The following is a 23,241-nucleotide window of genomic DNA, read 5'->3' as shown; positions in this document are numbered from 1 at the left end:
CCCCGTGAACACCGATCTTCTGAAGCGTCTGTGCGAAACCCCCGGCGTGCCCGGCCGCGAACACCGCGTGCGCGACCTGATCACCAAAGAGGCGGAGGGCCTGTTCGACGAGATCCGCGTCGATACGCTCGGCTCGCTGATCTGCACCCGCAAGGGCAAGGGCGACAAGCCGAAGAAGGTCATGCTGCTCTGCCACATGGACGAGATCGGCTTCCTCGTCAGCCACATCACCGACAAGGGCTTCATCCACATCGATCCGGTCGGCGGCTTCGATCCGCGCAATCTGTTCTCGCGCCGCGTCCTCGTCTGCACCGACGACGGCGACTTCAAGGGCGTGATGAACGCCGAGGGCAAGCCGATCCACATCCAGTCGGCCGAAGAGCGCAAGAAGATGCCGGAGCCGAACGAGTTCTTCGTCGATATCGGCCATGGCGCGGCGACGAAGGACATGGTGCAGGTCGGCGACTTTGTGGTGATGAACGAGCCTTTCGAGGAGATGGGCGAGAAGATCGTCTCCAAGGCGCTGGACAACCGCATCGCCTGCTGGCTCGGCCTGGAGGCCGTGCGCAAGCTGGTCGAGGCGGGCGAGACCCATGATTGCGAACTGACGGTCGCCTTCACCGCCCAGGAGGAAGTCGGCCTGCGCGGCGCCAAGACGGCGGCCTTCGGCGTGCAGCCGGACATCGGCATCGGCGTCGACACGACGCTCGCCTGCGACACGCCGGGCGTGCCGGAAAAGGACCGCACCACGGTGCAGGGCAAGGGCTTCGGCCTGCATCTGAAGGATGGGTCCTTCATTGCCGACATCGACCTCGTGCGCGAGATCGAGGCGCTGGCCCGCTCCAAGGACATCGCCTTCCAGCGGACCATCCTCGCCCGCGGCGGACAGGACGGCGCCGCCGTCCAGCAGGCGGCCTCGGGAGCGCGGGCGGTCGGCATCGCCGTCGGCACGCGCTACATCCACACGGTGGCCGAGATGATCGACAAGCGCGATCTGCTCGCCGCGCGCGAGATCCTGACCGCGTTCATCGCCGCCCATTGAGGCGGCTCTCCTGCTCTCGATCGGTGACGGATAGCTGAATGGAACTGCTTGCGGCCGGGGCGCGGGGCTTTGCGCTGGGTCTCGGCCTGATCGTGGCGATCGGGGCGCAGAACGCCTTCGTGCTCGAGCGCGGGCTGGCCCGCAACCACGTGCTGGCGGTGGTGCTGGTCTGTACGCTGGCGGATGCGGCGCTGATCGCCGCCGGCGTCGCCGGGCTCGGCACGCTGATCACCGGTGCACCGGAGATCGTCCGGCTGGTGACGCTGGGCGGCGCGGCCTTCCTCGCCGTCTATGCGGTGCTGGCGCTGCGGCGGGCGTTCCATCCGGACGCGATGGCGGTCCGTGGCGCACGGCTGATGAGCCGGCGGGCCGCGATCGGCGTGGTGCTCGGGCTGACCTTCCTCAACCCGCATGTCTATCTGGACACGGTGGTGCTGCTGGGCAGCCTGTCGGCCCGCTATGGCGAGGCGAGCGAGCGCACGGCCTATGCCGGCGGGGCGATGATCGCCTCGGCGGTGTGGTTCGTGGCGCTGGGCTACGGTGCGCGGCTGCTTGCGCCCGTCTTCGTCAGACCCGCCGCATGGCGGATCCTGGACGTTTCGATCGCCGCCGTGATGGCGCTTCTGTCCATCACGCTGCTGATGAGCGCGGATTTCTGAGATCCGCGACCGTCGCCTTAGTGGGCGGCGGTCAGGTCGGCGCCGGCGTGGCTGTCCCGGCGCGTCTCGACGCGCTTCTGCTTGCAGCAGGACTGGCTCGCCGCGGCAATCGCGCGGTTGCCGATCTCGCGGTAATTGCGCTCCAGATGGATGTCGCGCTCACGCTCGCTCTTGGAACGAAATTCGATACTGTTGCTGCTGCTCATTGCCATGTCTCGTCGGCTGGATGGGACCGCAACCAATGACCCCGATTGCGCCAGATTAGCGGCAAATTCTAAACCGAAATCACAACCTCGGTGCGCCACCTTCGTTTGGGGCATGCAGTGGCAATCGCGATACAGTGAAAGGGTTCCAGGCGATTGGAATATTTCCAGTTTGGTACGCTTTGCGAATGGAAATTGCGCCGTCCGTTTTCGATCAAGCCGCATGTCCGAATGTCATGAATCGTGGGGTCCGTCGGCGCGGGTCTCCGCCGCGATTTGTCAGCCGGGCCGAATGGCGTTAGCGAGAGCCTCCGCAACCATGCAGACGACCGGGGACGAGTGATGGACGACGGCTTTCGGGGGCTGACGCTCTGGAACACCATGAAGCGCGCCAAGGAGGAGTTCCGGCCGCTCGACTGGCAGGATCCGGGGAAGGCCGAGGCCGACCGGCATGTGCGCATGTATGTGTGCGGGCCGACCGTCTACGACTACGCCCATATCGGCAATGCCCGGCCGGTGATTGTCTTCGACGTGCTCTACCGGCTGCTGCGCCATCTCTACGGCGCCGATCACGTCACCTATGTGCGCAACATCACGGACGTCGACGACAAGATCAACCGACGGGCGGCCCGGGACTATCCGGACCTGCCGCTGAATGCGGCGATCGCGAAGGTCACGCAGGCGACGGCCGACCAGTTCCACGCCGACGTCGCGGCGCTCGGCTGCCTTCCGCCCGATCACGAGCCGCGGGCGACCGATTTCGTCACCGGGCGCAGCGACGGCCACGACATGGTGTCGATGATCGCCACGCTGATCGAGAAGGGCCATGCCTACGAGGCGGGCGGCGAAGTGCTGTTCGACGTCACCTCGATGGCCGATTACGGCCAGCTGTCGAACCGCAGGCTGGACGAGCAGCGGGCCGGCGCGCGCATCGCGGTCGAAGGCCACAAGCGCAATCCGGGGGACTTCGTCCTGTGGAAACTGTCGTCGCGGGGCGAGCCGGGCTGGGAGGCGCCCTGGGGCCGCGAGGCCTGGGAGGCCGCAGGCCGCACCGGCATGCCGAAGGGCCGTCCCGGCTGGCATATCGAATGCTCGGCAATGAGCGAGGCCTATCTCGGCCAGACCTTCGACATCCATGGCGGCGGGCTCGACCTGATCTTTCCGCATCACGAGAACGAGATCGCCCAGTCCCGCTGCGCCCACGGCACCGCGGCGATGGCGCAGCTCTGGATGCACAATGGCTACCTCCAGCTGGAGGGCCGCAAGATGTCGAAGTCGGACGGCAATTTCGTCACCATCCACGACCTCCTGCACACGAAGCGGTTCGGCCGGCGGTCCTGGCCGGGCGCCGTGCTGCGGCTGGCCATGCTGATGACCCAGTATCGCGAGCCGATCGACTTCTCGGTGAAGCGTCTGGAGGAGGCCGAGGAGGCGCTGGCCGGCTGGGCGCGGGCCGTGGCCGAGGTCGCGCCCTCCGCGCCGAGCGAGCGCTTCCTCGCCGCCCTGTCCGATGATCTGGCGAGTGCCGCCGCCATCGCCGAACTGCACGCGCTGCGCAAGGCCGACCCGGCCGCGCTGCGCGCCTGCCTCGACCTGATCGGGATCGACGTATCCGGCTATCTCGCCGCGACGTCGGACCTGGCCGCGCCGGTGCCGACGGACGCCATCGCCGCCCGGATCGCCGAGCGCCTCGATCTCCTGCGGGCGAAGAACTTCGCCGAGGCCGACCGCATCCGCGACGACCTGCTCGCCGAGGGCATCCAGCTCAAGGACGGCAAGGACCCCGACACCGGCGAACGCATCACCACCTGGGAGATGAAGCGCTAGCGGCGGCAGTGGGGCGGCGGTGGGCGCCTGCGGTGCTGGGACCCACGTGCTGGCAACTGCACCGGCTATCCATTCACTGGTCACCATCACACCTGCCATCCCTCCACGCCGTTCATCCCACCCACGGCGTCATCTTCGGGCTTGACCCGAGGACCCATGCCTCGGCATCCCCACGTCGCGGCGATCGGGGAGGGGCGCCCGCTGCCGTGGCGGCGGTGGGAGCGGTTTGGCATGGGTCCTCGGGTCAGAGCCCGAGGATGACGCGGCTGGGAGGTCGGCGCCCTTTGTGGCGAGGGCGGGGGGTGCTGAACCGCGGGGGTGTGCTGTGCGGGCGTCTGCCCTGGTCAACCATCCAAGGGCCACCTCAACGCCCGCCAGTTTCCCTCTGCGCATACCCCATCAACGCCTTCCAGCCGTCCGCAACGCTCCTTCCGCCCACGCCGTCATCCTCGGGCTTGACCCGAGGACCCATTCCTCGGCAACGCCACGTCGCGGCGGTCGGGGAGAGGCGCCCGTTGCCGTGGCGGCGGTGGGAACGGTTTGGCATGGGTCCTCGGGTCGGAGCCCGAGGATGACGCAGCTTGGAGGTTGGCGCGCTTTGTGGTGAGGGCGCGGCCGCTGAGCTGGTGGGAGTGCCGTGCTGGCGACTGCGCCGGTCACCCATTCAAGCGCTACCATCACGCCTGCCAGTTACCCTCTGCGCATACCCAACCAACGCCTGCATTCATCCACGGCGCTCCTACCGCCCACGGCGTCATCCTCGGGCTTGACCCGAGGACCCATGCCTCGGCATCGCGCACGATGCGGCGGACGGGGAGGGGCGCCCGTTGCCGTGGCGGCGGTGGGAACGGCTTGGCATGGGGCCTCGGGTCGGAGCCCGAGGATGACGCGGCTGGGAGGGCGGCGCCCTTTGTGGCGAGGGCGGGGGCTGAGCTGGTGGGAGTTCAGTGCGGGCGTCTGTGTCGATCAACCATTCAAGGGCCGCCATCACGCTGCCAGTCACCCACTGCGCATACCCCATCAACGCTTGCCATCCATCCACAACACACACCCCACCCACGGCGTCATCCTCGGGCTTGACCCGAGGACCCATTCCTCGGCATCGCCCCGTCGCGGCGATCGGGGAGGGGAGCCCGTTGCCGTGGCGGCGGTGGGAACGGTTTGGCATGGGGCCTCGGGTCGGAGCCCGAGGATGACGCAGCTGGGAGGTTGGCGATCTGGCGGTGGCGGTTGGGCGTCGCGGAGCCGCTAGGCGTGACGTTGCGGCAGCGGGATGTCGCAGTCGGCTCGGCACTCGGCACTTCCCCGTCGCTCGTCGAGAATTCATCGGTGTGCCCCGATGCCAAGCGGCGTTGTCTGCCCTACAAGGCAGGGAATGAGTGAACCAACGCGCAAGCCCTATCCCGCCATCGAGCCCTATGAGACCGGACGCCTTGCCGTCGGCGACGGGCACGAGCTGTATTACGAATTGTGCGGCAATCCGCGCGGCATCCCGGTGGTGTTCCTGCATGGCGGGCCCGGGAGCGGTGCGTCGCCCCAGCACCGGCGGCTGTTCGATCCGGAGCGCTACCGGATCCTGCTGTTCGACCAGCGCGGTTGCGGGCGCTCGACCCCGCTCGGCGAGCTGGAGGGCAACACAACATGGCATCTGGTCGCCGATCTGGAGCGGCTGCGCGAGTTGATCGGCGTCGAGCGCTGGCTGATGTTCGGCGGCTCCTGGGGGGCGACGCTGGCGCTCACCTATGCCGAGACCTATCCGGAGCGCGTTTCGGGGCTGATCCTGCGCGGCATCTTCTCGGGCCGGCGGGCCGAGCTCGACTGGTTCTATGACGGCGGTGCCAACCGGCTGTTTCCCGACCGCTGGGAAAACCTCCTGGGGCCGATCCCGGCGAATGAGCAGGACGACATCATCGCGGCGTATCGCATGCGCCTGACCGACCCGGACCGGGCGGTGCGGGCCGAGGCGGCGCGGGCCTGGACCGGCTGGGAATCGGCGACGGTCATGCTGCGGACCGCCCCGGGCGGCGAGCCGGCGTCCGGCGGTCCCGTCTCGGACGCGACGATCGCCTTCGCCCGGCTGGAGAACCACTATTTCTACCATGATCTGTGGCTGGAGGAGGGGCAGCTGATCCGCGACGCCGGCCGGCTCGCCGACATTCCGGGGGTCATCGTGCAGGGGCGCTACGACGTCGTGACGCCGGCGATCACCTCCTGGCAGCTGGCCCAGGCCTGGGTGCGGGCGGATTATCGCATGGTCGAGGGCGCCGGCCACGCTTTCGCCGAGCCGGGCATCCTGAACGAACTCCTGAAAGCGACGGAGCGCTTCGCAAGGGAATTGTGACCCTGCCGGCGGGGGCGGTGGGCCTCAGCCGACCGAAAAGGTCATGAGCTGGCGCAGGCACGCGCCGTCCGCCTTCTTGCGACGGCGCTTCGGCCTGGTGGTCTCCTCCAGGCGCAGCGCTTCGGGCACGCTGCGGTCCTCGGCCGTCGGCGCCCATTGCCGGCCGACGAGTTCCTGCATGAAATTGCGAGGCTGGGGCTTCGCCTGACGGGGCATGTCCATCGTCTGAGCCTCCCTGTCGAAGGGGATCATGCGGGGGCGCGCTCGCAAGAGGCGTAGCACGCGGCGAGTCTCGGACCGTGGGGTCCATTTGTGCAACGCGGATCGTGCGTTGCGGGGCGACCGCCGGCCCGGTCGGATGGGCCGGCGATCGCCGGTGTCGTCAGAAGCAATTCTTGCAGGTGTTGTAGGACGAGCCGAGACAGCTGATGCAGCCGGAACTCAGCGGGTTCGGAATGCACTGGGGGGCGCAGCGGGCGAGCTTGACGCCACACTTCAGCAGGCATCGCCAGCTGAAGGACTGGCCGACGCCGCCCGAATCCGTGACGAAAGTCGCTCCGCGCATGACCGGAGCCGATTGCATGGGGGATCTCATGATGACTTCTCCCTGTTGGTGACTGGCTGTGGGTCGTTGGCATGTCCGGATGGCCGGCGCGCCTGTCGCGCGACGCCCATCCCGTTGGGACCGACCGGCGGGTCTTTAAGGCCGAACGGTCTTCCGATGCGGGCTCGGATGATCCGGCCCGTTCAGCAGATCGGAGAGCTGGCGAGGCAGATTCCGGCCACCCGCACGCAGCAGCCGGACTGGCTGACCGTGCCCGAGAGTTGTGCCAGGCCGCTGCCATGGCGCTGGACGGGCGGAGCCTGGATCGGTCGTCTCATGTTGGTTCTCCTTCAGGTTCGCAGGTCTGGCGCCGGCACATCATGCGCCGACGCCGGGAACCGCCGGGCGCGCGCAGGCAGGCCCGGCGGATGGGCTCGGGTCACGTCAACGCGCTGAGCGGGACGCTCCAGTTGCGGCCGGCGCCGACGGTGACGGGCAGGACCTCGCTGACATCCACCGTGAAGCGGTAGACGCGGGCGGCGCGCCGCTCGTTCTCGGCGTCGAACATCGTCACCTGCACATCCCAGCAATCGGAATCCGGCCGGCAGATCGGGCTGCGCGCGACGGTGATGCTGTAGAGCTCGAGCCCGCGATTCATGCCGTCGGCAAAGACGCTGGCGCCCTGATAGGCATTGGTGGCGGCGAAGTTGATCGCCCGGTCCTCGGGGCTGATGCCCAGATTGCGCAATTCGTCATAGGTGCGCACGAGGAAGTTGAAGATCGCGTCGTCGCTGACGCTCTCCTCGCCGATCGCGGCCTTGGCGGCGTTGACCAGCTCCATCGGCTTCCATTTGCTCATGCCGCGCGGGTCGGGATAGATCACCGGCAGGATCTGGCCGTTCATCAGCCGCGTCGAACCGTGGACGAAGCCCGGGATCGCGACGCGCTGCAAATCGCCGGTGTTGTCGAGGCTGGTCTGCATGGCGTCGAGCAGGTCGGCATAGACCTCCTGGGCGAAGGGGCCGGCCGGTGTGATGGCGTAGATCGGGATCTGTTCCTGCATCAGGATGAAGGTGATGCCGGTGGCGAAGGACAGATCGCTCTTCAGCATGTCGATCAGCGCCGCCGGCGTGTTGGCGGCGACGGGATCGCCCATGCGCTGGACGATGGCGTCGTATCGCGGCTCGTTGCCGAAATCGAACCAGACCGAGCCGATGGCATAGACCTTCTGCGGCTCCTTGGCCGCGCCGCCGCAACCGCAGCCCTGCTGGGTCACGCTCGACTGCCGGACCTCGCGGGCCTCTACCAGCGCGCCGCGCCGCCGCCGCACCGGCCGGGCCGACTGCATGGCGCCCGCGACCTCCACATCATCGTCGCCGTCGTCGTCATCCCCGCCATCGTCGCCGGCGGCGAGCATGTCCTCGTCGAACTCGTCCGCGTCGTCCATCGCGCCGGCGGCCAGTTCCTGCTGCGCCGCCTGCTTCTTGCCGCCGCGGCCACAGCCGCAATCGGACTGAAGGACGGCGCCGGCGATGCCGGATCGTCCGGGCGGGGACATGGTCGCCGCGGACGGGCTGACGGATAGGGTTTCCCTGATCATTGGCTCTCTCCCAGCTTGGTCGTTCCCGGATCGCGGGAGGAAAACCGCCCCCTCCAGCTCCGGCTCCAGTGTCTGACGAAGGCGTTCGATCGCTCCCCGAACGTCGAGCCGTCCGGCGAGAACCCGCGCACACTCGCCATCGGCCTGCGGGTCGCAGGGGCGGGCGGTCTCGATGAGGATCCGGCGGATGTCAAGCGGGCCGAGGGACCTCTCGGCGCGTCGGGCGGCCGACAGCAGCCGTGCGGCGACCCCGGTGACCACCGCGGTGGCGAAGCTCGAGCCGCTGCGCTGGACGCGTTCGCCGCGCAGGCTGGAGACGGTCAGGCCCGCGCCGGGCGCCAGGATGCCGTTGGCGCCGTAGCTCGCGCCGAAATTGGAGCTTTGCAGCGGCCGGCCCGCCGCATCCATCGCGCCGACCGCCAGAACGCTGGCGACGGCGGCCGGGACATGTAGGCAGGCGCAGCCGTCATTGCCGGTGGCGGCCACGACGAGGATGCCCTTGCGCTCGCACAGATCCAGCGCATCCTCCAGATGGCGGGACGCCTCGGGCGTCGAGGACAGCTGGCCGGCGCTGATGTTGACGATCGCCACACCGCGCTCGACCGCCATGTAGATCCCGCGCGCGATGTCGGTCTGGGTGGCGCGGGGCGCCATGTAGGCGGGGCGCGGATCGGGGAAGAACACCGGCAGGATGAGACCGCTGCAGCCGCGGGCCAGGCCGCCCTCGCGGTCGAACAGCACGCTGCAGATCTCGGTGCCATGGGCGTCCGGCCCGTGCGCCTCGGCAATGCGCATCGTGGGCTCCAGGTCGAGCCGCGCATCGGCGAGGGCGGGGATGGCGAGGTCGGGCGTGCCGTCCACCACGCCGATGCGCAGGGTCGGGTCGCAGGGGCCGAGCGTGTCGAGGAGGGTCGATATGTCGGACATGCCGTTCCACCTCCCTTGCGCTGCAATTATTACGTTACGTAATATTGCATATGCAACCTAAGAGGGCAACCCTGTTTTCTCCCATGGGTTGCAATTCGAGGCGGGTCACACTTGGGGTCTGCCTGTTGGAGACGTGCGGGCGCGGGTCTATCCTCGTGGCGGCGCGTTCGGGCGCCGGACGGGCGATGAGGATCGGGCGGATGGGTCATTCGGGCGGATGTCAGTGCGGCGCGGTGCGGTTTCGCATCACCGGGACACTGGGGCAGGCGTCGATCTGCCATTGCCGCATGTGCCAGAAGGCGTTCGGCAATTTCTACGCGCCGCTGGTGTCGGTGCCGGAGGGCGGCTGCGTGTGGACGAAACGCGAGCCGGCGCGGTTCCGTTCGTCGAACCATGTGGTGCGCGGGTTCTGTGAAAACTGCGGGACGCCGTTGACCTACGAGGCGCCGGACGGCATGGCGCTGGCCATCGGCGCCTTCGACGATCCGGCGGCCATCGCGCCGACGATCCAGTTCGGCGTCGAGGCACAATTGCCCTACACCGACCGGCTCAGCGACCTGCCCGTGCGTTCGACCGCCGCCGATATCGCCGCCAATCCGTTTTTGGCAGAGATCGTGTCGTATCAGCATGCCGATCGCCCGGATGCCGAAGAAGAGGAACGGCCATGAATGATGCGACCGGCCTCAAGGGCCTCTATCCGGACATCGCGCCTTACGCCCATGGCATGCTGGATGTCGGCGACGGACACCGGGTCTACTGGGAGCGCTGCGGCACGCCGGGCGGCCGGCCGGCGGTGTTCCTGCATGGCGGGCCGGGCGGCGGCTGTTCGCCAGCGCATCGCTGCCTGTTCGATCCGGTGGTCTACGACGTTCTCCTCTTCGACCAGCGCGGTTGCGGTCGCTCGACGCCCCATGCCGAGCTCGAGGCCAACACCACCTGGCATCTGGTCGCCGACATCGAGCGGCTGCGCGCCATGGTCGGGGCCGAGACCTGGCTGGTCTTCGGCGGCTCCTGGGGCTCGACCCTGGCGCTCGCCTATGCCGAGACCCATCCGGAACGGGTCGACGCGCTGGTGCTGCGCGGCATCTACACGCTGACGAAGGCGGAGCTGTCCTGGTACTACCAGTTCGGCGTCTCGGAGATGTTCCCGGACAAATGGGAGCGATTCCTGGCGCCGATCCCGCCTGCCGAGCAGGGCGACATGATGATGGCCTATCGCCGGCGCCTCGTCGGCGACGATCCGGCCGAGCAGCTTGCGGCGGCACAGGCGTGGAGCCTGTGGGAGGGCGAGACCATCACGCTCATGCCCTCGGCGGCGCTGACGGCGGACTTCTCCGACCCGCATTTCGCCATCGCCTTCGCGCGGATCGAAAATCACTTCTTCGTTCATGCCGGCTGGCTGGAGGAGGGGCAGCTGCTGCGCGACGCGCATCGTCTGAAGGGCATTCCCGGCGAGATCATCCACGGGCGCTACGACATGCCGTGTCCGGCCCGCATCGCCTGGGAACTCCACAAGGCCTGGCCGGACGCGGATCTGCACCTGGTCGAGGGGGCGGGGCACGCCTTCAACGAGCCGGGGATTCTCGACCGGCTGATCCGGGCAACGGACCGCTTCGGCCGGCAGGGCTGATCCCGCCGGGCCCATGTCGATCATCATTCGCGATCGGTCCGATCACCAGAAAGCGGGTGTCGGGACGGGGGCGGCTCTGTTACAGGAAGCCGTCACTCACCCTTATTATCGAGCACATCCATGCAAGCCGCCGGCAGCGCGAACAAGGGCTTCTTCTATGCCTTTGGCGCTTACGCGATCTGGGGTCTGGTTCTCCCGATCTACATGAAGCTCCTGAGCCACGTCTCGCCGCTGGAGATCGTGGCGCATCGGGTGATCTGGGCGATCCCCTTCGCGGTGCTCGTCCTGTGGTGGCAGGAATTGCTGGGCGGCGTCTGGCGGTATTTCACCCAGTGGCGGACCCTGGCGCTGGCGGCGCTGACGGCCTCGCTGATCTCGTTCAACTGGGGCACCTATGTCTACGCCATCGCCTCCGGCCAGGCGCTGGACGCGGCGCTCGGCTATTACATCAACCCGCTGGTCAATGTGCTTCTGGGCGCGGTGATCCTGGGCGAGCGGCCGAACCGCCTGCAGGCGACGGCCATTGCTTTGGCCGGCATCGCGGTGGTGATCCTGACGATCAAGGCGGGCGGCTTGCCGTGGATCTCGCTCGTCCTGGCCTTCTCCTTCGGCACCTACGGGCTGCTGCGCAAGATGGTGCCGGTCGGCTCGACCGAGGGCTTCTTCCTGGAGGTGGCGCTTTTGGCCGTGCCGAGCGTGCTGCTCCTGGCCTTCCTGCCGGGCGACAACCACGTGATGACCGGCGGCTACGTGGCCGGCATGCTAATCTTCGCCGGGCCGCTGACGGCGATCCCGCTGATGCTGTTCGCCGCCGGCGCGCGGCTCCTGCATTACTCGACCATCGGCATCCTGCAATACATGGTGCCGACGCTCCTGTTCCTGACTGCCGTCTTCGTCTTCGGCGAGCCCTTCTCGAACTGGCAGCTGGTCGCCTTCTGCCTGATCTGGAGCGCGGTGGTGCTCTACACCGTGGCGCTGTTCCGCAACGGGCGGGCGCGGCGGCGGGCCGCCGCACTCACCCCGCAGACGGCCTGAGCCGGACGGCTCAGCCGCCGTCCGACCAGCGCACCTTGTAGAGGTCGAGCCGGCGGTCGCGCAGATTGCGCACCGAGCCCTCGTAGCGGGCCCAGTTGAGCGTCGCCAGATTGAGATCGGCGACGGTGACCATCTCGACATTCTCCGACGCCTCGGCGGCGATGCCGTCGCGGGCGAAGGGGAAGTCGCAAGGGGTGAAGATCGCCGACTGGGCGTATTCGATGTCGAGATTGTCGACGTTGGACAGATTGCCGGTCATGCCGGACGTCACGACATAGCACTGGTTCTCGATCGCCCGGGCCTGGCAGCAATAGCGCACCCGCAGATAGCCGTGGCGGGTGTCGGTGTTGAACGGCACGAACAGGATCCGGGCGCCCTGGTCGGTGAGGCGGCGCGCCACTTCCGGGAACTCGGAATCGTAGCAGATCATGATGCCGATCGGGCCGCAGTCGGTCTCGATCGTGTCGGTGGGGTCGCCACCCTTGATCTGCCAGTACTGGCGCTCGTTGGGCGTCGGATGGGTCTTCTCGCGCTCGTGCACCGAGCCGTCGCGCAGGAACACATAGCCGACATTCTGGATGTCGCCGTCGTCGGTCTTGGTGGCGTGGCTGCCGCCGATGATGTTGATGTTGCGGCGGATCGACATCTCGCTCAACCGCTCGACGAAGTCCGGCGTGTGCTCGGTCAGCCGCTGGATCGCCGCGTCGGGCTTCAGCTCCTCCGGCTCGCAGGAGAGCAGCATCAGGGTGAAGAGTTCGGGGAAGACGACGAAGTCGCCGCCATATTCCGACGCCACCTCGACGAAATATTCGACCGCGTCGTAGAAATCCTGCGGCTGGGCGATCTTGCGCGCCTTCATCTGCACGGTGACGATGCGCACCATGTCGGGATTGCCGCGGTTGACCGGCTGCTCCTCGCGGGCCGGATCGTAATAGGGATTGCGCCACAGCATCAGGACGCCGTAGCCGCCGGACGCCTTGTCACCGGGATAGTAGTTCTTCAGGAGGCCCTGCGGCTCGAAGCCGGCATTCAGGTGGAACGAGACGATGGGGTCCTTGACGTCATTGGCCTTCACCGCCTCCAGATAGGCTTCCGGGGTGACGAACTTCTTGGCATGGCGCTGGTAGCCCGGCATGCGGCCGCCGAAGGCGATGCCCTTGAGGTCGAGATCCTGGCACAGGCGCCGGCGGGCGTCGTAGAGCCGCTTGCCGATGCGCAGGCGCCGGCGGTCCGGGTCGACGCAGACCTCGGTGCCGTAGAGCCACTCACCCTTGCGGTCGTGCATGGCGGCATATCCGCCGCCGGTGACCTCGCCCCAGCTGTGCTGGCCGAGCGCCTTTTCCTCGGCGAGGATCATGGTCGCGGCATAGCCGACGATCTCGCCCTCGTAGACCACGACGAACTGGCCCTCGGGAAAGGCCGAGAGCTGGCCGAGGATCATGCCGCGCGTATAGGGCGCGTCGTCCTTGAAGACCTTGGAGGAGAGGGCGATGATGTCGGTGACGTCGCTCTTCTCGGCGGTACGGACCTCGATCTTCGGGGTCGAGCGCTTCTCGGCCATGCGGCGTGTCCTTGTCTTCTCGGGTCGTTTGACGGGGAGGAATGGGGTGCGGCCGGGCGCCGCCATGCCTTCGATGTAGGACGCGGGCGCCGCGACGCAAGCAAAGGCGCCCGCCGCCGGCAGTCCGGGGGCGGGCGCATGGTCGTGCGACGGGGCTGGAAGGCTGCGAGGCCGCGGGTGCGGCGGCGTCAGAGCTTCTCGACGATCTCCGCCCGGCCGCGGCGATGCGCGTCGTCGCCGGCGAGGGCCGTGACCAGTTCCGGCACGATGGAATCGACGTCGTCGATCACCATCGGGCGCACCTGATGGGCCGTGTGGAGAAAGCCTTCGGCGCTCATATGGTCCATCAGCCGGGACAGCGGGTCCCAGAAGCCGCCGACATTGGCGACGATGACCGGCTTGGCATGGCGGCCGAGCTGGCTCCAGGTGAGGATCTCGATCAGTTCCTCCAGCGTGCCGATGCCGCCGGGCAGGGCCACGAAGGCGTCGGAGCGTTCGAACATCTGGTGCTTGCGGGCGTGCATGTCCTCGGTGACGATCAACTCGTCCAGCCTGGTCAGCTCGCTCTCGGTCGCCTCCATGTCGATGAGGAAGCGCGGGATGATGCCGGTCACGGCGCCGCCTTTGGCGATCACGCCCTCGGCGACCGCGCCCATGATGCCGCGCGTGCCGCCGCCATAGACGAGGCGCATGCCGGCGGCGCCGATCGCCTCGCCAAGGCGTCGGCCGCTCTCGAGATATCGGGGATCGCGGCCGGCGGAGGAGCCGCAATAGACGCAGACGGATCGAATCGTGTTCATGGGATTGAAAGTCCGACGCAGGCGCGAAGAGGTCAAGCGCCAAGCGGGGTCATGGGCGACGCCGGGCGACCCGTCGCTACGATCCCGGATCGCGGCTGCGCCGGGGAATGCCCCTGAACAGTCTGTCTCGGCGGTGGCGTCTTTTTGCAGTGCAGAAAATCCGTAGTGTACCGGCAGCCCCAGAGGCTTTCTGTCCCAGAGGAGTTTTCATGCGTTTCTTGCTGACCACCGTCGCCGCACTGTGCCTTGCCGGCTCCGTTCATGCGCAGAGCATCGACGTGCCCGCCGGAACCTATGTCGCCGATCCGCTGCACACCAATGTTCTTTGGAAGGTGAAGCATTTCGGCCTGTCGACCTATATCGGCCGGTTCTCGACGATTTCGGCCACGCTGGAGCTGAATTCCGAGGATCCGGCGCAGTCGAGCCTGACCGCGACGATCGATCCGGCTTCGGTGGATACGAACTATCCGGCCGACGACAAGGATTTCGACGCCGAGATCGCCAGCGACATGTTCCTGAACGCGGCGAAGTTCCCCGAGATCACCTTCGTGTCCAAGTCGATCGAGCTGACCGGCGACAACACCGGCACGGTGACCGGCGACCTGACGCTGAACGGCCAGACCCATGAAGAGACGCTGGACGTCACCTTCAACACCGCCCTCAACCCGCATCCGATGTCGCAGAAGCCGGCCGTCGGCTTTTCCGGTGCGATGACCGTCGACCGCACCGAATACGGCATCGAGGCGCTGGCCGGGCCGGTCGCCGCCGAGGTGCTGCTGGAGATCGAGGCGGAATTCGTTCCCCAGTCCTGATCGCCTGAAGGCGGGGCGCTCTCGCGTCCCGCCGCCCGCGACTGCACCATCCCCAACGTCCAACGCCGTCGGCAAGCAGGTCCGGCGTGCGGCCGTTCGCGGTCGTTTTGATCCTTCCCCATTCCCGCCACGGAGCGTCTGATGAGCGTGTCCCCGACAGCCGGCTGGTCCGCGGCCTATACGCGCTACACCAGCGGCGCGATCCTGCTGCACTGGACGATCGCCCTGGCGATCCTGTTCCAGCTCGCCGTCGGCCTCGCCATGGTGCATCTCGACGCCATGCCGGACGCGCTGCGGTTCGCGCTGTTCCAGTGGCACAAGACCATCGGCATCCTGGTGCTCTGCCTGACGCTGGCGCGGATCGCCTGGCGGCTGGTGAATCCGCCGCCGGCGCTGGCGCCGACCACCACGCGCGCCGAGCGGGCAGCCTCCGGCCTGGTCCATCTGGCCTTCTACGCCCTGATGCTCATCGTGCCGCTGTCGGGCTGGCTGCTGGTCTCGGCCGCAGCCGCCGGCATCCCGACCTATCTCTTCCTCATCGACAGTCTCGAATGGCCGCATCTGCCGGTGGCCGCGCTGGTCCCCGGCATGGACGCCGCTGCGCTCGAGGATGTTTTCGGCTTTGCCCATAAATGGCTGGCGCTGTCGTTTCTCGGGCTTCTCGTCCTGCATGTGGCCGGCGCGCTGAAGCATTCGCTGGTCGATGCGGTTCCGTCCTTCTCGCGCATGCTGCCGCATCACGGCATGGCGCGACCGCAGACCCGGCTGATCGCAATCCCGATCGCGCTGGCGGTGGTGCTGTCCGCGCTGGGCGGCGGGCTTGTGGCCGGCCAGTCCGACGCTCTCCTCGAGGCAGGGGCGACGCGCGCCGACCGCGCGACGGCGGCACCCGACGCGGGCCCTGCCGGCGGCGACTGGATCGTCGATCCGGCGCAGAGCCGGCTCGGCTTCGAGACGCAGTTTTCGGGCAAGACGCTGACCGGCACCATCGGCGCGTGGCAGGCGGATGTACGCTTTTCCCCGGAGGCGCTGGATCTGGCCGAGGCCAGCATCACCATCGATGCGGCGTCGATCGATGTCGACAACAGCTTCGTCGCGCCGCAGGTGCAGAGCACGGACGGTTTTGCCAGCGAGACGCACCCGACCGTGACGCTGCAACTCAGCGATTTCCGCGCATTGGAGACCGGCTATGAAGCCGGCGGCACGCTGACGATCAAGGAAAAGAGCCTGCCGGTGACGGTCCCCTTCCGCTTCGAACAGGACGGCGACGGCACGGCGCATGTGGTCGGGAGCGCGACGGTCGACCGGACCGCCTTCGATCTCGGCGTCGCCAACGATCCGACCGGGCAGTATCTGGACAGGGCCGTGACGATCCGCTTCGAGCTGGTCGCCGTGCCGGCCGGAGCGACGGACCCCGGCAGCTAGACGCGAGCCACGGCCCCCTGAAGCCTAGAGAACGCCCGGGAAGCGGGCGTCGATCGCCCGGACCGCGGCGTCGCGCCAAGCGGTATCGCGCTCGGATCGCGGCGTGTCGATGTCGTGGATGCCCCGGACCCGTGCCGGCCGCTCGGTGAGGAAGATGATCCGGTCGGAGAGTTCCACCGCCTCGCGCAGATTGTGGGTGACCATCAGCGCCGTCGTCGGGCGGGCGGACCACACCTCCATGAGCAGGGCGCGCAGCCGGTTGGCGGTCGCCTCGTCGAGCGAGACGAAGGGCTCGTCGAGCAGCAGCAGCGCCGGTTCGATGGCGAAGGCGCGGGCCAGCGCCGCCCGGCGGGCAAGACCCAGCGAGAGCTCGCCGGGATAGCGGCCGCGCATGGCGGCAAGGCCCAAAGTCTCGAACAAAGCGTCGAGATCGGCGCCCTCAAGCGCTTCGGGCAGCGCAAGGCGGACATTCTGTTCGACCGTGCGCCAGGGCAGGAGGCGCGGTTCCTGGAACACGGCGGCGATGCGGCCGTCGGCGGCGGGCAGGCGCACATGGCCCGTATAGTTCCGGTCGAGCCCGAGGATGATCCGCAGCGTCGTCGTCTTGCCGCAGCCGGAGGGGCCGATCAGCGTCGTGAAGCTGCCCGGCGGTGCGGTGAAGGCGACCGCGTCGATCGCGGCCAGCCGGACGCCGTCGATCGTCGCGAACACCTTGTCGCGGATGGCGACGTCAAGCGGGCCGGGCGCGCCAGCGGGTGGCATGGGCTTCGAGGGGTTGGACAAGCAGGAACTCGATCAGGAGCATGATGGCGACGAAGGCCAGGGTGTAGGCGAGGATCGCCGCGACATCGAAAAGCTGGAAATAGAGGTGGATCTGGAAGCCGACCCCATTGGAACGGCCGAGGAGCTCAACGACCAGGGCGATCTTCCAGATCAACGCGATCCCGGAGCGGGAGGCCGCCGCGAAATAGGGCTGGAGCTGCGGCAGCACGACGTCGCGCAGGGTCCGCCAGCGTCCGAAGCGGTAGACCGACGCCATCTCCGAAAGGCCGCGATCCAGCGAGCGGGCGCCCTCCCGCATGGTGACGACGACATTGGGGATCTTGTTGATCGCGATCGCCCCGACGGCCGCCGCCTCGTTCAGCCCGAACCAGATATAGGCGAGGACGATCACCACCAGCGCCGGGATGTTGAGGAACAGGATCAGCCACGGGTCGAAGAAGCGGTCGGCGCGGGCGTCGATCCCGAGGCCGACGCCGATGGCCGAGCCGATGATCATGGCGATGGCAAAGGCCGCGGCAACGCGCATCAGCGTCATCGCGAGATGGTAGAAGAGCTCGCCGGTGACGGCATCGCGCCAGAAGGCGTCGAACACGGCAGGCGGCGTCGGCAGGACGCGGCTGTCGGCGATGACCGCGGCGATCCACCAGGCGGCCAGGAGCCCGAGCAGCGACAGCGTCGTCACCAGCGCCGGCGCGATGCCGGCCGAGGACCTGCCGCGACCGCCGGCGGTTGCCTCAGGAGCCATTCCCGTCGCCGGTCCAGTAGGTGCCATCGACGAGCGTGTCCGACGGCCCGACCAGCTTCGATCCGGCGATCTCGGCCAGAACCTCGTAGAGCCTGGCGGTGTCGACGGCCTCGTCGGCTCCGCTGCGACCAGGGATGCCCTCGCGGTAGCGATCGCGGAGAATCCGGAAGGTCGCGTCGTCCTCGGCCTTCATCAGCGGTTTGAGCGCGTCCCAGGCGTCGTCGGAGGTCGCAAGCAATTGCTTGGTTGCCTTGTCGGCGGCAACGAAGCCCTCGACCGCCTTCGGATGGTCCTTTGCGAAGGCCTCGCTGAACACCCAGCCGATCGCCGCGACCGGTCCGTCGGTGCCCATGGCGATCGCCGCGTCGGTGCCGGAGATCAGCGTGCGGAAGCCCTGCGCCTCCAGCCGGGCGGCGTAGTGCCAGTAATTGAGGACGGCATCGAGCTCGCCGGTCCGGGCCTTTTCGGCCAGGAGCGGCGGTGCGCCATAGGCGATGTCGTTTTCGGCCGCCAGGTCGGTGCCGTGGTCCTTTTTCGCGAGCGCCTGGATCAGCAGCCAGTTCTTGTCCAGAGGGCCGCCGGCGACGCCGATGGTCCTGCCGGTCAGGTCGCCCAGGTCGGCGACGGGGCTGTCGCCCGGCACCATCATCGAACCGACCGAGGTGGAGTAGGGGACGAAGGTGAAGTCGGCGCCGGTCGCCCGCTGGCGCGAGACCCACAGCCAGTCGGAGACGATCATGTCGACCGAACCGGCCTGCAGCGCCACGGTCGAGGCGTCCTCGCCGGCGAAGGGCACGATCTCGACATCGACGCCGTTGGCGGCGTCGAGCCCGGCGCGCTTCATGGCGTCGAGTTCCCAGTTGACGGTGCCGTATTTCAGAACGCCGATCCGAACCGGCGCATGCGCCGCGTCGTTCTCGGCGGCCGCGAAACCGGTCCACAGCGCCAGAGCCAGTGCGGCGCAGAGCGTCGCCCGAATCCATCGCATGAACGATCCTCCCATGATCCTTCGCGTGCCCGGCTTCATCTAGCGCGTCCCGGTGCGGCCCGTCACGCCCTATCGCACAACGGGAATTTCTCCCGTCAGGAGCGGGCGTCGATCGCCTCGGCGATCTCGTCGGCCATCTTCAGGAGGCGGATGATCACCGGCACGGCCAGCGCGATCATGCTGCGGTCCTGGCCGCGCGCCCGCTGGGCCTCGCGGACCTCCTCGACGATCGCGGCGACGGCGGGGATGAAGCGGATGGCGAGCGAGATGGCGAGGCCGACCTTCGCCACATCGACGCCCAGCCTCGCCAATGGCGACAGCGCCCATTCGATGACCGCCACGAGCTCGGCGGTGCGGGTGGTCAGGGTGACGAGCGAGGCGGCGAGGATCAGCGTGGCGAAGCGCAGGACCAGCAAGAGGGCGGCGTCGAGCCCGACCAGCCAGAGCTGGACCGCGAAGAGAATGCCGAGAATCCACAGGGCGGGGCGGATCTGGGCAAAGGCGACGCGGGCCGGAATGCGCGCCAGGCCGTGGGCGGCCAAGGTGACGACGAGGGCCGCGGCCGCGAGCCAGGGATCGGCGATGGCGAAGAGCAGCGTGCCGAGGCCGAGCAGAGCCGCGAGCTTGCCGCCGGCGCGGGCGCGGTGGACCGGACTGGTGCCGGGCCGGTAAAGCCCGGCGATCATCCTGCGATGGCCCGGTAGGCGGCCACAGCCTCGGCCGGTGCCGCATCGGCAACGAGACGGCCGGCCTCGTAGACGAGCACCCGGTCGAAGCCGGCGATCAGGTCGAGATCGTGGGTGACGAAGACGACATGCTGATCCAGCGCCGCGACCGCGTCCATGACGCGGCGGGTGTTGCGCAGGTCGAGCAGCGTCGTCGGCTCGTCCATGACCAGCCAGCGCGGCGCCGTCGCCATGACGCCGGCCAGCGCCAGCATCTGGCGTTCGCCGCCGGACAGTTCATGGGCGAGGCGGTCGTCCATGCCGGTCAGGCCGAAGCGGTCAAGCGTTGCGGCGACCCGGGCGGCGATCGCCGGCTTGTCCAGCCCGCGCCCCTTCAGCCCGAAGGCGATATCTTCGGCGACGGTCGGATAGACGATCTGGTTGTCCGGGTTCTGGAAGACGAAGCCGACGAGCCGGCGCACCTCCTTGCCGCTCGACCTCGTGTCGAGGCCGTCAACGGTGACGCTACCTTCGCTGGGCAGGACAAGGCCGTTGAGCAGGCGCGCGAAGGTGCTCTTGCCGGAGCCGTTGGCGCCGACGATGGCGATCCGGCGTTCGGTGAGGGTCAGGTCCAGATCGGACAGGACGCGGCGGCCGCCGCGTTCGGCGGCGACGCCGGTCAGGGCGATCACGAGGCGGCCATCCGCATGTTGCCGGTCAGGCCGAGCGGGCGGAGGTCCGGGGCGCGATCAGCGGATAGGCGCGGCGCACGGCGATGATGACCGCCGCGGCGACGCCGGCCTTGATCAGGTCGCCCGGGATGAAGGCGACGGCCGAGCCGATGAAGGCTTCGACGAGGCCCATGCCCGACATCGCCGCATACCAGGGAATGCCGACCAGATAGATGATTCCGATGCCGCCGATGACCGCAATGACGAAGGCGAGCGGGAAGGACAGGCGGTTCCAGAACCGTTCGGTCAGCCAGCCGATGACGAAGGTTGCGGCGAGCCAGCCATAGATGAAGCCAGACCACGGACCGACGAAGGGCGCGAGGCCGCCGCGGCCGCCGGACAGGAGCGGCAGCCCGACCGCGACGAGGGCGAGGAACAGCAGCATCGACAGGGTGCCGCGCCGGGCGCCGAGAATGCCGCCCATCAGCATCGGGCCCATGGACTGGGCGGTGATCGGAATGCCGAGCGCCGGGATCATCAGGGGCGGAAACACGCCCAGCACCGCCATCAGGGCGGCGAACAGGGCGATATAGACGATGTCCTTGGTGGCCATGGCAAATCTCTTGCGGGATGTTGTGAGCGTCAGCCGGATGCGGCGCCGTGTCGGCTGACGACAGACCGGATCGCGGGGCAAAGGTCAACGGGTGAGGCGCATCGCATTGCTTAGCTGCGCGGCGGACCGGCGGTCAGGCGGCGTCGATGTCGGTCCGGGCGAAGTCGTTGCCCTTGTAGAGCAGCGGCACGTCGAAATGCTTGGCGCAGGCATAGGCGAAGCAATCGCCGAAATTCAGCGCTGCCGGATGCCGACCCTTGCCGTAGCGCGCATAGGCGTCGATGGCGCGGTCCGCGGTTGCTGCGGGCATGTCCACGACGGCGATCTGCATTCCGTCGAGATATCTCGCGACAGCAGACCGCGCGGTTTCAGGGTCCCAGTCCATGCGGCGGGTGCAGGAAACCACCGCTTCCCACAGGCCGGTCGGACTGGTGAACAGCCGGTCCGCCGATTCCATCCGCGCAAGGATGTCCGGCGCATCCGGTTCCGCCAGGATGAGTGCGACGAGGGCCGATGCATCGACATACATCAGCCGTCCTCATAGAGGCTGTCGATCCATTCCTTTGTGACCGGCTGCGGATGCGCACCGGGGGGATAATCGTTCAGAATGTCGCGGGAGAAACGCAGCCCCCGCTCCACATAGGACGCCTCGCCTGTTTCCGGCGCGCTTGTGGTGCGGGCATGGGTGAGAGCATCGCGAAGGGCGCGCCGGACGGCTTCGGTCTTGGTCGTCTGCGTCAGCGCGGCGAGCTTCTCGGCGAGTTCGCCGACTTCCGGGTCTTTCACATAGAGCGGCATGATCGTGCTCCGATCCGCAAGGATATCCCTAACTTAGTGTCGGGATATCCGCGTGTCCAGCGACGCGCCGAACGGCTCAGCTCAGCGTCCGCTTCACCGCATCGGCCCAGCCGGCGAGCTTGCGGCCGCGGGTGACGGCATCCATGCGCGGCTCGAAGCGGCGTTCGAGGTTCCAGCGTTCGGCAAAGCCGGCCATGTCGGGCCACACGCCGGCCTTCTGTCCGGCAACCCAGGCGGCGCCCAGCGCCGTGGTTTCCAGGACGACCGGACGGTCGACGGGGGCATCGAGAATGTCGGCAAGGCGCTGCATGGTCCAGTCGGAGGCGACCATGCCGCCGTCGACGCGCAGGATGGTGTCGGAGGCGCCGGTCCAGTCCTTCTTCATGGCGGACAACAGGTCGGCGGTCTGGAAGCACACGGATTCGAGGGCGGCGCGGGCGAGCTCGTTGGGGCCGGTCTTGCGGGTCAGGCCGTAGATCGCGCCGCGCGCCTCCGCGTCCCACCAGGGCGCGCCGAGGCCGGTGAATGCCGGCACCATATAGACCTCCTGGGCGTCGTCGGCGGCCCCCGCCATCGGGCCGGTGCGGTCGGCGCGGTCGACGAGGCCGAGCCCGTCGCGCAGCCACTGCACCGCGGCGCCGGCCACGAAGATCGAGCCCTCGAGGCCGAAGGTGGTGCGGCCGGCCAGCCGATAGGCGATCGTCGTCAGGAGCCGGTTGGAGGAGGGCACCCTGGTGTCGCCGGTGTTGAGGACGGCGAAGCAGCCGGTGCCGTAGGTCGATTTCAGCATGCCCGGCTGGAAGCAGGCCTGGCCGAGGGTCGCGGCATGCTGGTCGCCGGCCATGCCGCAGATCGGGATGGCGGCGCCGAAGAGGCCGGGGTCGCTGGTGCCGAAGGCGGCGTCGCAATCCTTGACCTCGGGCAGCAGCGCGCGCGGCACTCTGAGGAGCCGCAGGAGATCGTCGTCCCAGTCATGCGCCTCGATGTCGAAGAGCATGGTGCGGCAGGCATTGGTGGCGTCGCTGGCATGGACCCGGCCGCCGGTCAGCCGCCACAGGAGGAAGCTGTCGACGGTGCCGAAGGCGAGCTTGCCGGCCTCGGCCCGGGCCCGGGCACCCTCCACATTGTCGAGCAGCCAGGCGATCTTGGTGCCGGCGAAATAGGGGTCGATCAGGAGCCCGGTCTTGCGCGTGATCTCCGGCTCGTGGCCGTCGGCGACCAGCTTGCGGCAGAATTCGGCGGTGCGGCGGTCCTGCCAGACAATGGCGTTGTGGATCGGCTTGCCGGTGTCGCGATCCCAGATCAGCGTGGTCTCGCGCTGGTTGGTGATGCCGATGGTGGCGATGTCGGAGGCCGACAGCGAGGCGTCGGCGAGCGCCGTGCGGATGGTGGCGAGCGTCGAGGTCCAGATGTCCTCGGGATCGTGCTCGACCCAGCCCGAATGGGGAAAATGCTGCGGGAATTCCTGCTGGCCGAGGCCGCGGATATGGAAGCCGTCGTCGAAGACGATCGCACGGGTCGACGTCGTGCCCTGGTCGATGGCGAGAACGTATCCGGACATGCCGTCCCCTT

Annotated in this window: 24 protein-coding genes; 9 read left to right on the top strand and 15 right to left on the bottom strand. The window is 68.2% G+C overall.

Annotated elements, in window-relative coordinates; genetic code table 11:
* The first annotated feature begins 4 nt into the window (after nt 1–4).
* Both H536_RS0100825 and H536_RS0100820 read left to right on the top strand, forming a co-directional pair.
* On the top strand, nt 5–1,042 hold the full coding sequence (locus H536_RS0100825; protein ID WP_024348662.1) for a M42 family metallopeptidase: 1,038 nt from the start codon (nt 5–7) through the stop codon (nt 1,040–1,042).
* A gap of 44 nt (nt 1,043–1,086) precedes the next feature.
* Complete coding sequence (locus H536_RS0100820) at nt 1,087–1,701, top strand: LysE/ArgO family amino acid transporter (RefSeq protein ID WP_024348661.1); 615 nt, start codon at nt 1,087–1,089, stop codon at nt 1,699–1,701.
* Nucleotides 1,702–1,718: 17 nt separating this feature from the next.
* Here H536_RS0100820 and H536_RS0100815 read toward each other — a convergent pair whose 3' ends face one another.
* On the bottom strand, nt 1,719–1,907 hold the full coding sequence (locus H536_RS0100815) for a hypothetical protein (RefSeq protein WP_024348660.1): 189 nt from the start codon (nt 1,905–1,907) through the stop codon (nt 1,719–1,721).
* A gap of 339 nt (nt 1,908–2,246) precedes the next feature.
* Between H536_RS0100815 and cysS the strand changes: the two genes are divergently transcribed.
* Together cysS and pip (H536_RS0100805) are read left to right on the top strand one after the other, a co-directional pair.
* Nucleotides 2,247–3,731, top strand: coding sequence for a cysteine--tRNA ligase (gene cysS, locus H536_RS0100810; protein WP_024348659.1), 1,485 nt, complete (start codon nt 2,247–2,249; stop codon nt 3,729–3,731).
* A gap of 1,375 nt (nt 3,732–5,106) precedes the next feature.
* The gene (pip, locus tag H536_RS0100805; RefSeq protein WP_024348658.1) at nt 5,107–6,072 is read left to right on the top strand and encodes a prolyl aminopeptidase; all 966 of its coding nucleotides are present in this window, start codon (nt 5,107–5,109) and stop codon (nt 6,070–6,072) included.
* 24 nt (nt 6,073–6,096) lie between these two features.
* Here pip (H536_RS0100805) and H536_RS0100800 read toward each other — a convergent pair whose 3' ends face one another.
* The 3 genes from H536_RS0100800 to H536_RS23035 form a co-directional block, all read right to left on the bottom strand.
* Nucleotides 6,097–6,324: a hypothetical protein gene (locus tag H536_RS0100800; RefSeq protein WP_024348657.1), complete on the bottom strand. Its 228-nt coding sequence runs from the start codon at nt 6,322–6,324 to the stop codon at nt 6,097–6,099.
* A gap of 495 nt (nt 6,325–6,819) precedes the next feature.
* Nucleotides 6,820–6,954 (bottom strand): hypothetical protein, encoded by a 135-nt coding sequence (locus tag H536_RS25310; protein ID WP_280137480.1) that lies wholly within the window; start codon nt 6,952–6,954, stop codon nt 6,820–6,822.
* A gap of 101 nt (nt 6,955–7,055) precedes the next feature.
* Complete coding sequence (locus H536_RS23035; protein ID WP_024348655.1) at nt 7,056–9,143, bottom strand: PatA/PatG family cyanobactin maturation protease; 2,088 nt, start codon at nt 9,141–9,143, stop codon at nt 7,056–7,058.
* Between the two features lie 200 nt (nt 9,144–9,343).
* On the opposite strand from H536_RS23035, the gene H536_RS0100780 reads away from it, so the two are divergent.
* From H536_RS0100780 to rarD, 3 genes are all read left to right on the top strand, one after another.
* Complete coding sequence (locus H536_RS0100780; protein WP_244495451.1) at nt 9,344–9,811, top strand: GFA family protein; 468 nt, start codon at nt 9,344–9,346, stop codon at nt 9,809–9,811.
* Nucleotides 9,808–10,773 carry a prolyl aminopeptidase gene (gene pip / locus H536_RS0100775; protein ID WP_024348653.1) on the top strand — a complete coding sequence of 322 codons (966 nt, stop codon included), beginning with the start codon at nt 9,808–9,810 and terminating at the stop codon, nt 10,771–10,773. Before H536_RS0100780 ends, pip (H536_RS0100775) begins: the two co-directional genes overlap by 4 nt.
* A 120-nt stretch (nt 10,774–10,893) precedes the next feature.
* Nucleotides 10,894–11,808, top strand: coding sequence for an EamA family transporter RarD (rarD, locus tag H536_RS0100770; RefSeq protein WP_024348652.1), 915 nt, complete (start codon nt 10,894–10,896; stop codon nt 11,806–11,808).
* A 10-nt stretch (nt 11,809–11,818) separates the two neighbouring features.
* Here rarD and H536_RS0100765 read toward each other — a convergent pair whose 3' ends face one another.
* Nucleotides 11,819–13,369: a GNAT family N-acetyltransferase gene (locus H536_RS0100765; protein ID WP_024348651.1), complete on the bottom strand. Its 1,551-nt coding sequence runs from the start codon at nt 13,367–13,369 to the stop codon at nt 11,819–11,821.
* A 188-nt stretch (nt 13,370–13,557) separates the two neighbouring features.
* The gene (locus H536_RS0100760) at nt 13,558–14,169 is read right to left on the bottom strand and encodes an LOG family protein (RefSeq protein ID WP_024348650.1); all 612 of its coding nucleotides are present in this window, start codon (nt 14,167–14,169) and stop codon (nt 13,558–13,560) included.
* Between the two features lie 209 nt (nt 14,170–14,378).
* Between H536_RS0100760 and H536_RS0100755 the strand changes: the two genes are divergently transcribed.
* Both H536_RS0100755 and H536_RS0100750 read left to right on the top strand, forming a co-directional pair.
* A complete protein-coding gene (locus H536_RS0100755; protein WP_024348649.1) occupies nt 14,379–14,981 on the top strand; it encodes a YceI family protein in 603 nt (200 codons plus the stop codon).
* Between the two features lie 141 nt (nt 14,982–15,122).
* Nucleotides 15,123–16,406, top strand: a complete 1,284-nt coding sequence (locus H536_RS0100750; protein ID WP_024348648.1) for a cytochrome b/b6 domain-containing protein — start codon at nt 15,123–15,125, stop codon at nt 16,404–16,406.
* 24 nt (nt 16,407–16,430) lie between these two features.
* Here H536_RS0100750 and H536_RS0100745 read toward each other — a convergent pair whose 3' ends face one another.
* From H536_RS0100745 to glpK, 9 genes are all read right to left on the bottom strand, one after another.
* Nucleotides 16,431–17,168 (bottom strand): ABC transporter ATP-binding protein, encoded by a 738-nt coding sequence (locus H536_RS0100745; protein ID WP_024348647.1) that lies wholly within the window; start codon nt 17,166–17,168, stop codon nt 16,431–16,433.
* Nucleotides 17,137–17,934, bottom strand: coding sequence for an ABC transporter permease (locus tag H536_RS0100740; protein WP_024348646.1), 798 nt, complete (start codon nt 17,932–17,934; stop codon nt 17,137–17,139). The genes H536_RS0100745 and H536_RS0100740 overlap by 32 nt, the downstream gene beginning before the upstream one ends.
* On the bottom strand, nt 17,924–18,922 hold the full coding sequence (locus H536_RS0100735; RefSeq protein ID WP_244495452.1) for an ABC transporter substrate-binding protein: 999 nt from the start codon (nt 18,920–18,922) through the stop codon (nt 17,924–17,926). Before H536_RS0100735 ends, H536_RS0100740 begins: the two co-directional genes overlap by 11 nt.
* 95 nt (nt 18,923–19,017) lie before the next feature.
* Complete coding sequence (locus tag H536_RS0100730; protein ID WP_024348644.1) at nt 19,018–19,608, bottom strand: energy-coupling factor transporter transmembrane component T family protein; 591 nt, start codon at nt 19,606–19,608, stop codon at nt 19,018–19,020.
* The gene (locus H536_RS0100725) at nt 19,605–20,279 is read right to left on the bottom strand and encodes an energy-coupling factor ABC transporter ATP-binding protein (RefSeq protein WP_024348643.1); all 675 of its coding nucleotides are present in this window, start codon (nt 20,277–20,279) and stop codon (nt 19,605–19,607) included. Before H536_RS0100725 ends, H536_RS0100730 begins: the two co-directional genes overlap by 4 nt.
* Nucleotides 20,280–20,304: 25 nt before the next feature.
* Nucleotides 20,305–20,871 carry a biotin transporter BioY gene (locus H536_RS0100720; protein WP_024348642.1) on the bottom strand — a complete coding sequence of 189 codons (567 nt, stop codon included), beginning with the start codon at nt 20,869–20,871 and terminating at the stop codon, nt 20,305–20,307.
* Nucleotides 20,872–21,004: 133 nt separating this feature from the next.
* On the bottom strand, nt 21,005–21,400 hold the full coding sequence (locus tag H536_RS0100715; RefSeq protein ID WP_024348641.1) for a type II toxin-antitoxin system VapC family toxin: 396 nt from the start codon (nt 21,398–21,400) through the stop codon (nt 21,005–21,007).
* Complete coding sequence (locus tag H536_RS0100710; protein ID WP_024348640.1) at nt 21,400–21,669, bottom strand: type II toxin-antitoxin system VapB family antitoxin; 270 nt, start codon at nt 21,667–21,669, stop codon at nt 21,400–21,402. Before H536_RS0100710 ends, H536_RS0100715 begins: the two co-directional genes overlap by 1 nt.
* Nucleotides 21,670–21,745: 76 nt before the next feature.
* Nucleotides 21,746–23,230 (bottom strand): glycerol kinase GlpK, encoded by a 1,485-nt coding sequence (glpK, locus tag H536_RS0100705; protein WP_024348639.1) that lies wholly within the window; start codon nt 23,228–23,230, stop codon nt 21,746–21,748.
* Nucleotides 23,231–23,241: the final 11 nt, after the last annotated feature.

The organism is Aurantimonas coralicida DSM 14790, assembly GCF_000421645.1.
Taxonomy (GTDB): Bacteria; Pseudomonadota; Alphaproteobacteria; order Rhizobiales; family Rhizobiaceae; genus Aurantimonas; species Aurantimonas coralicida.
This window is presented reverse-complemented; position numbering and strand designations above follow the sequence as displayed.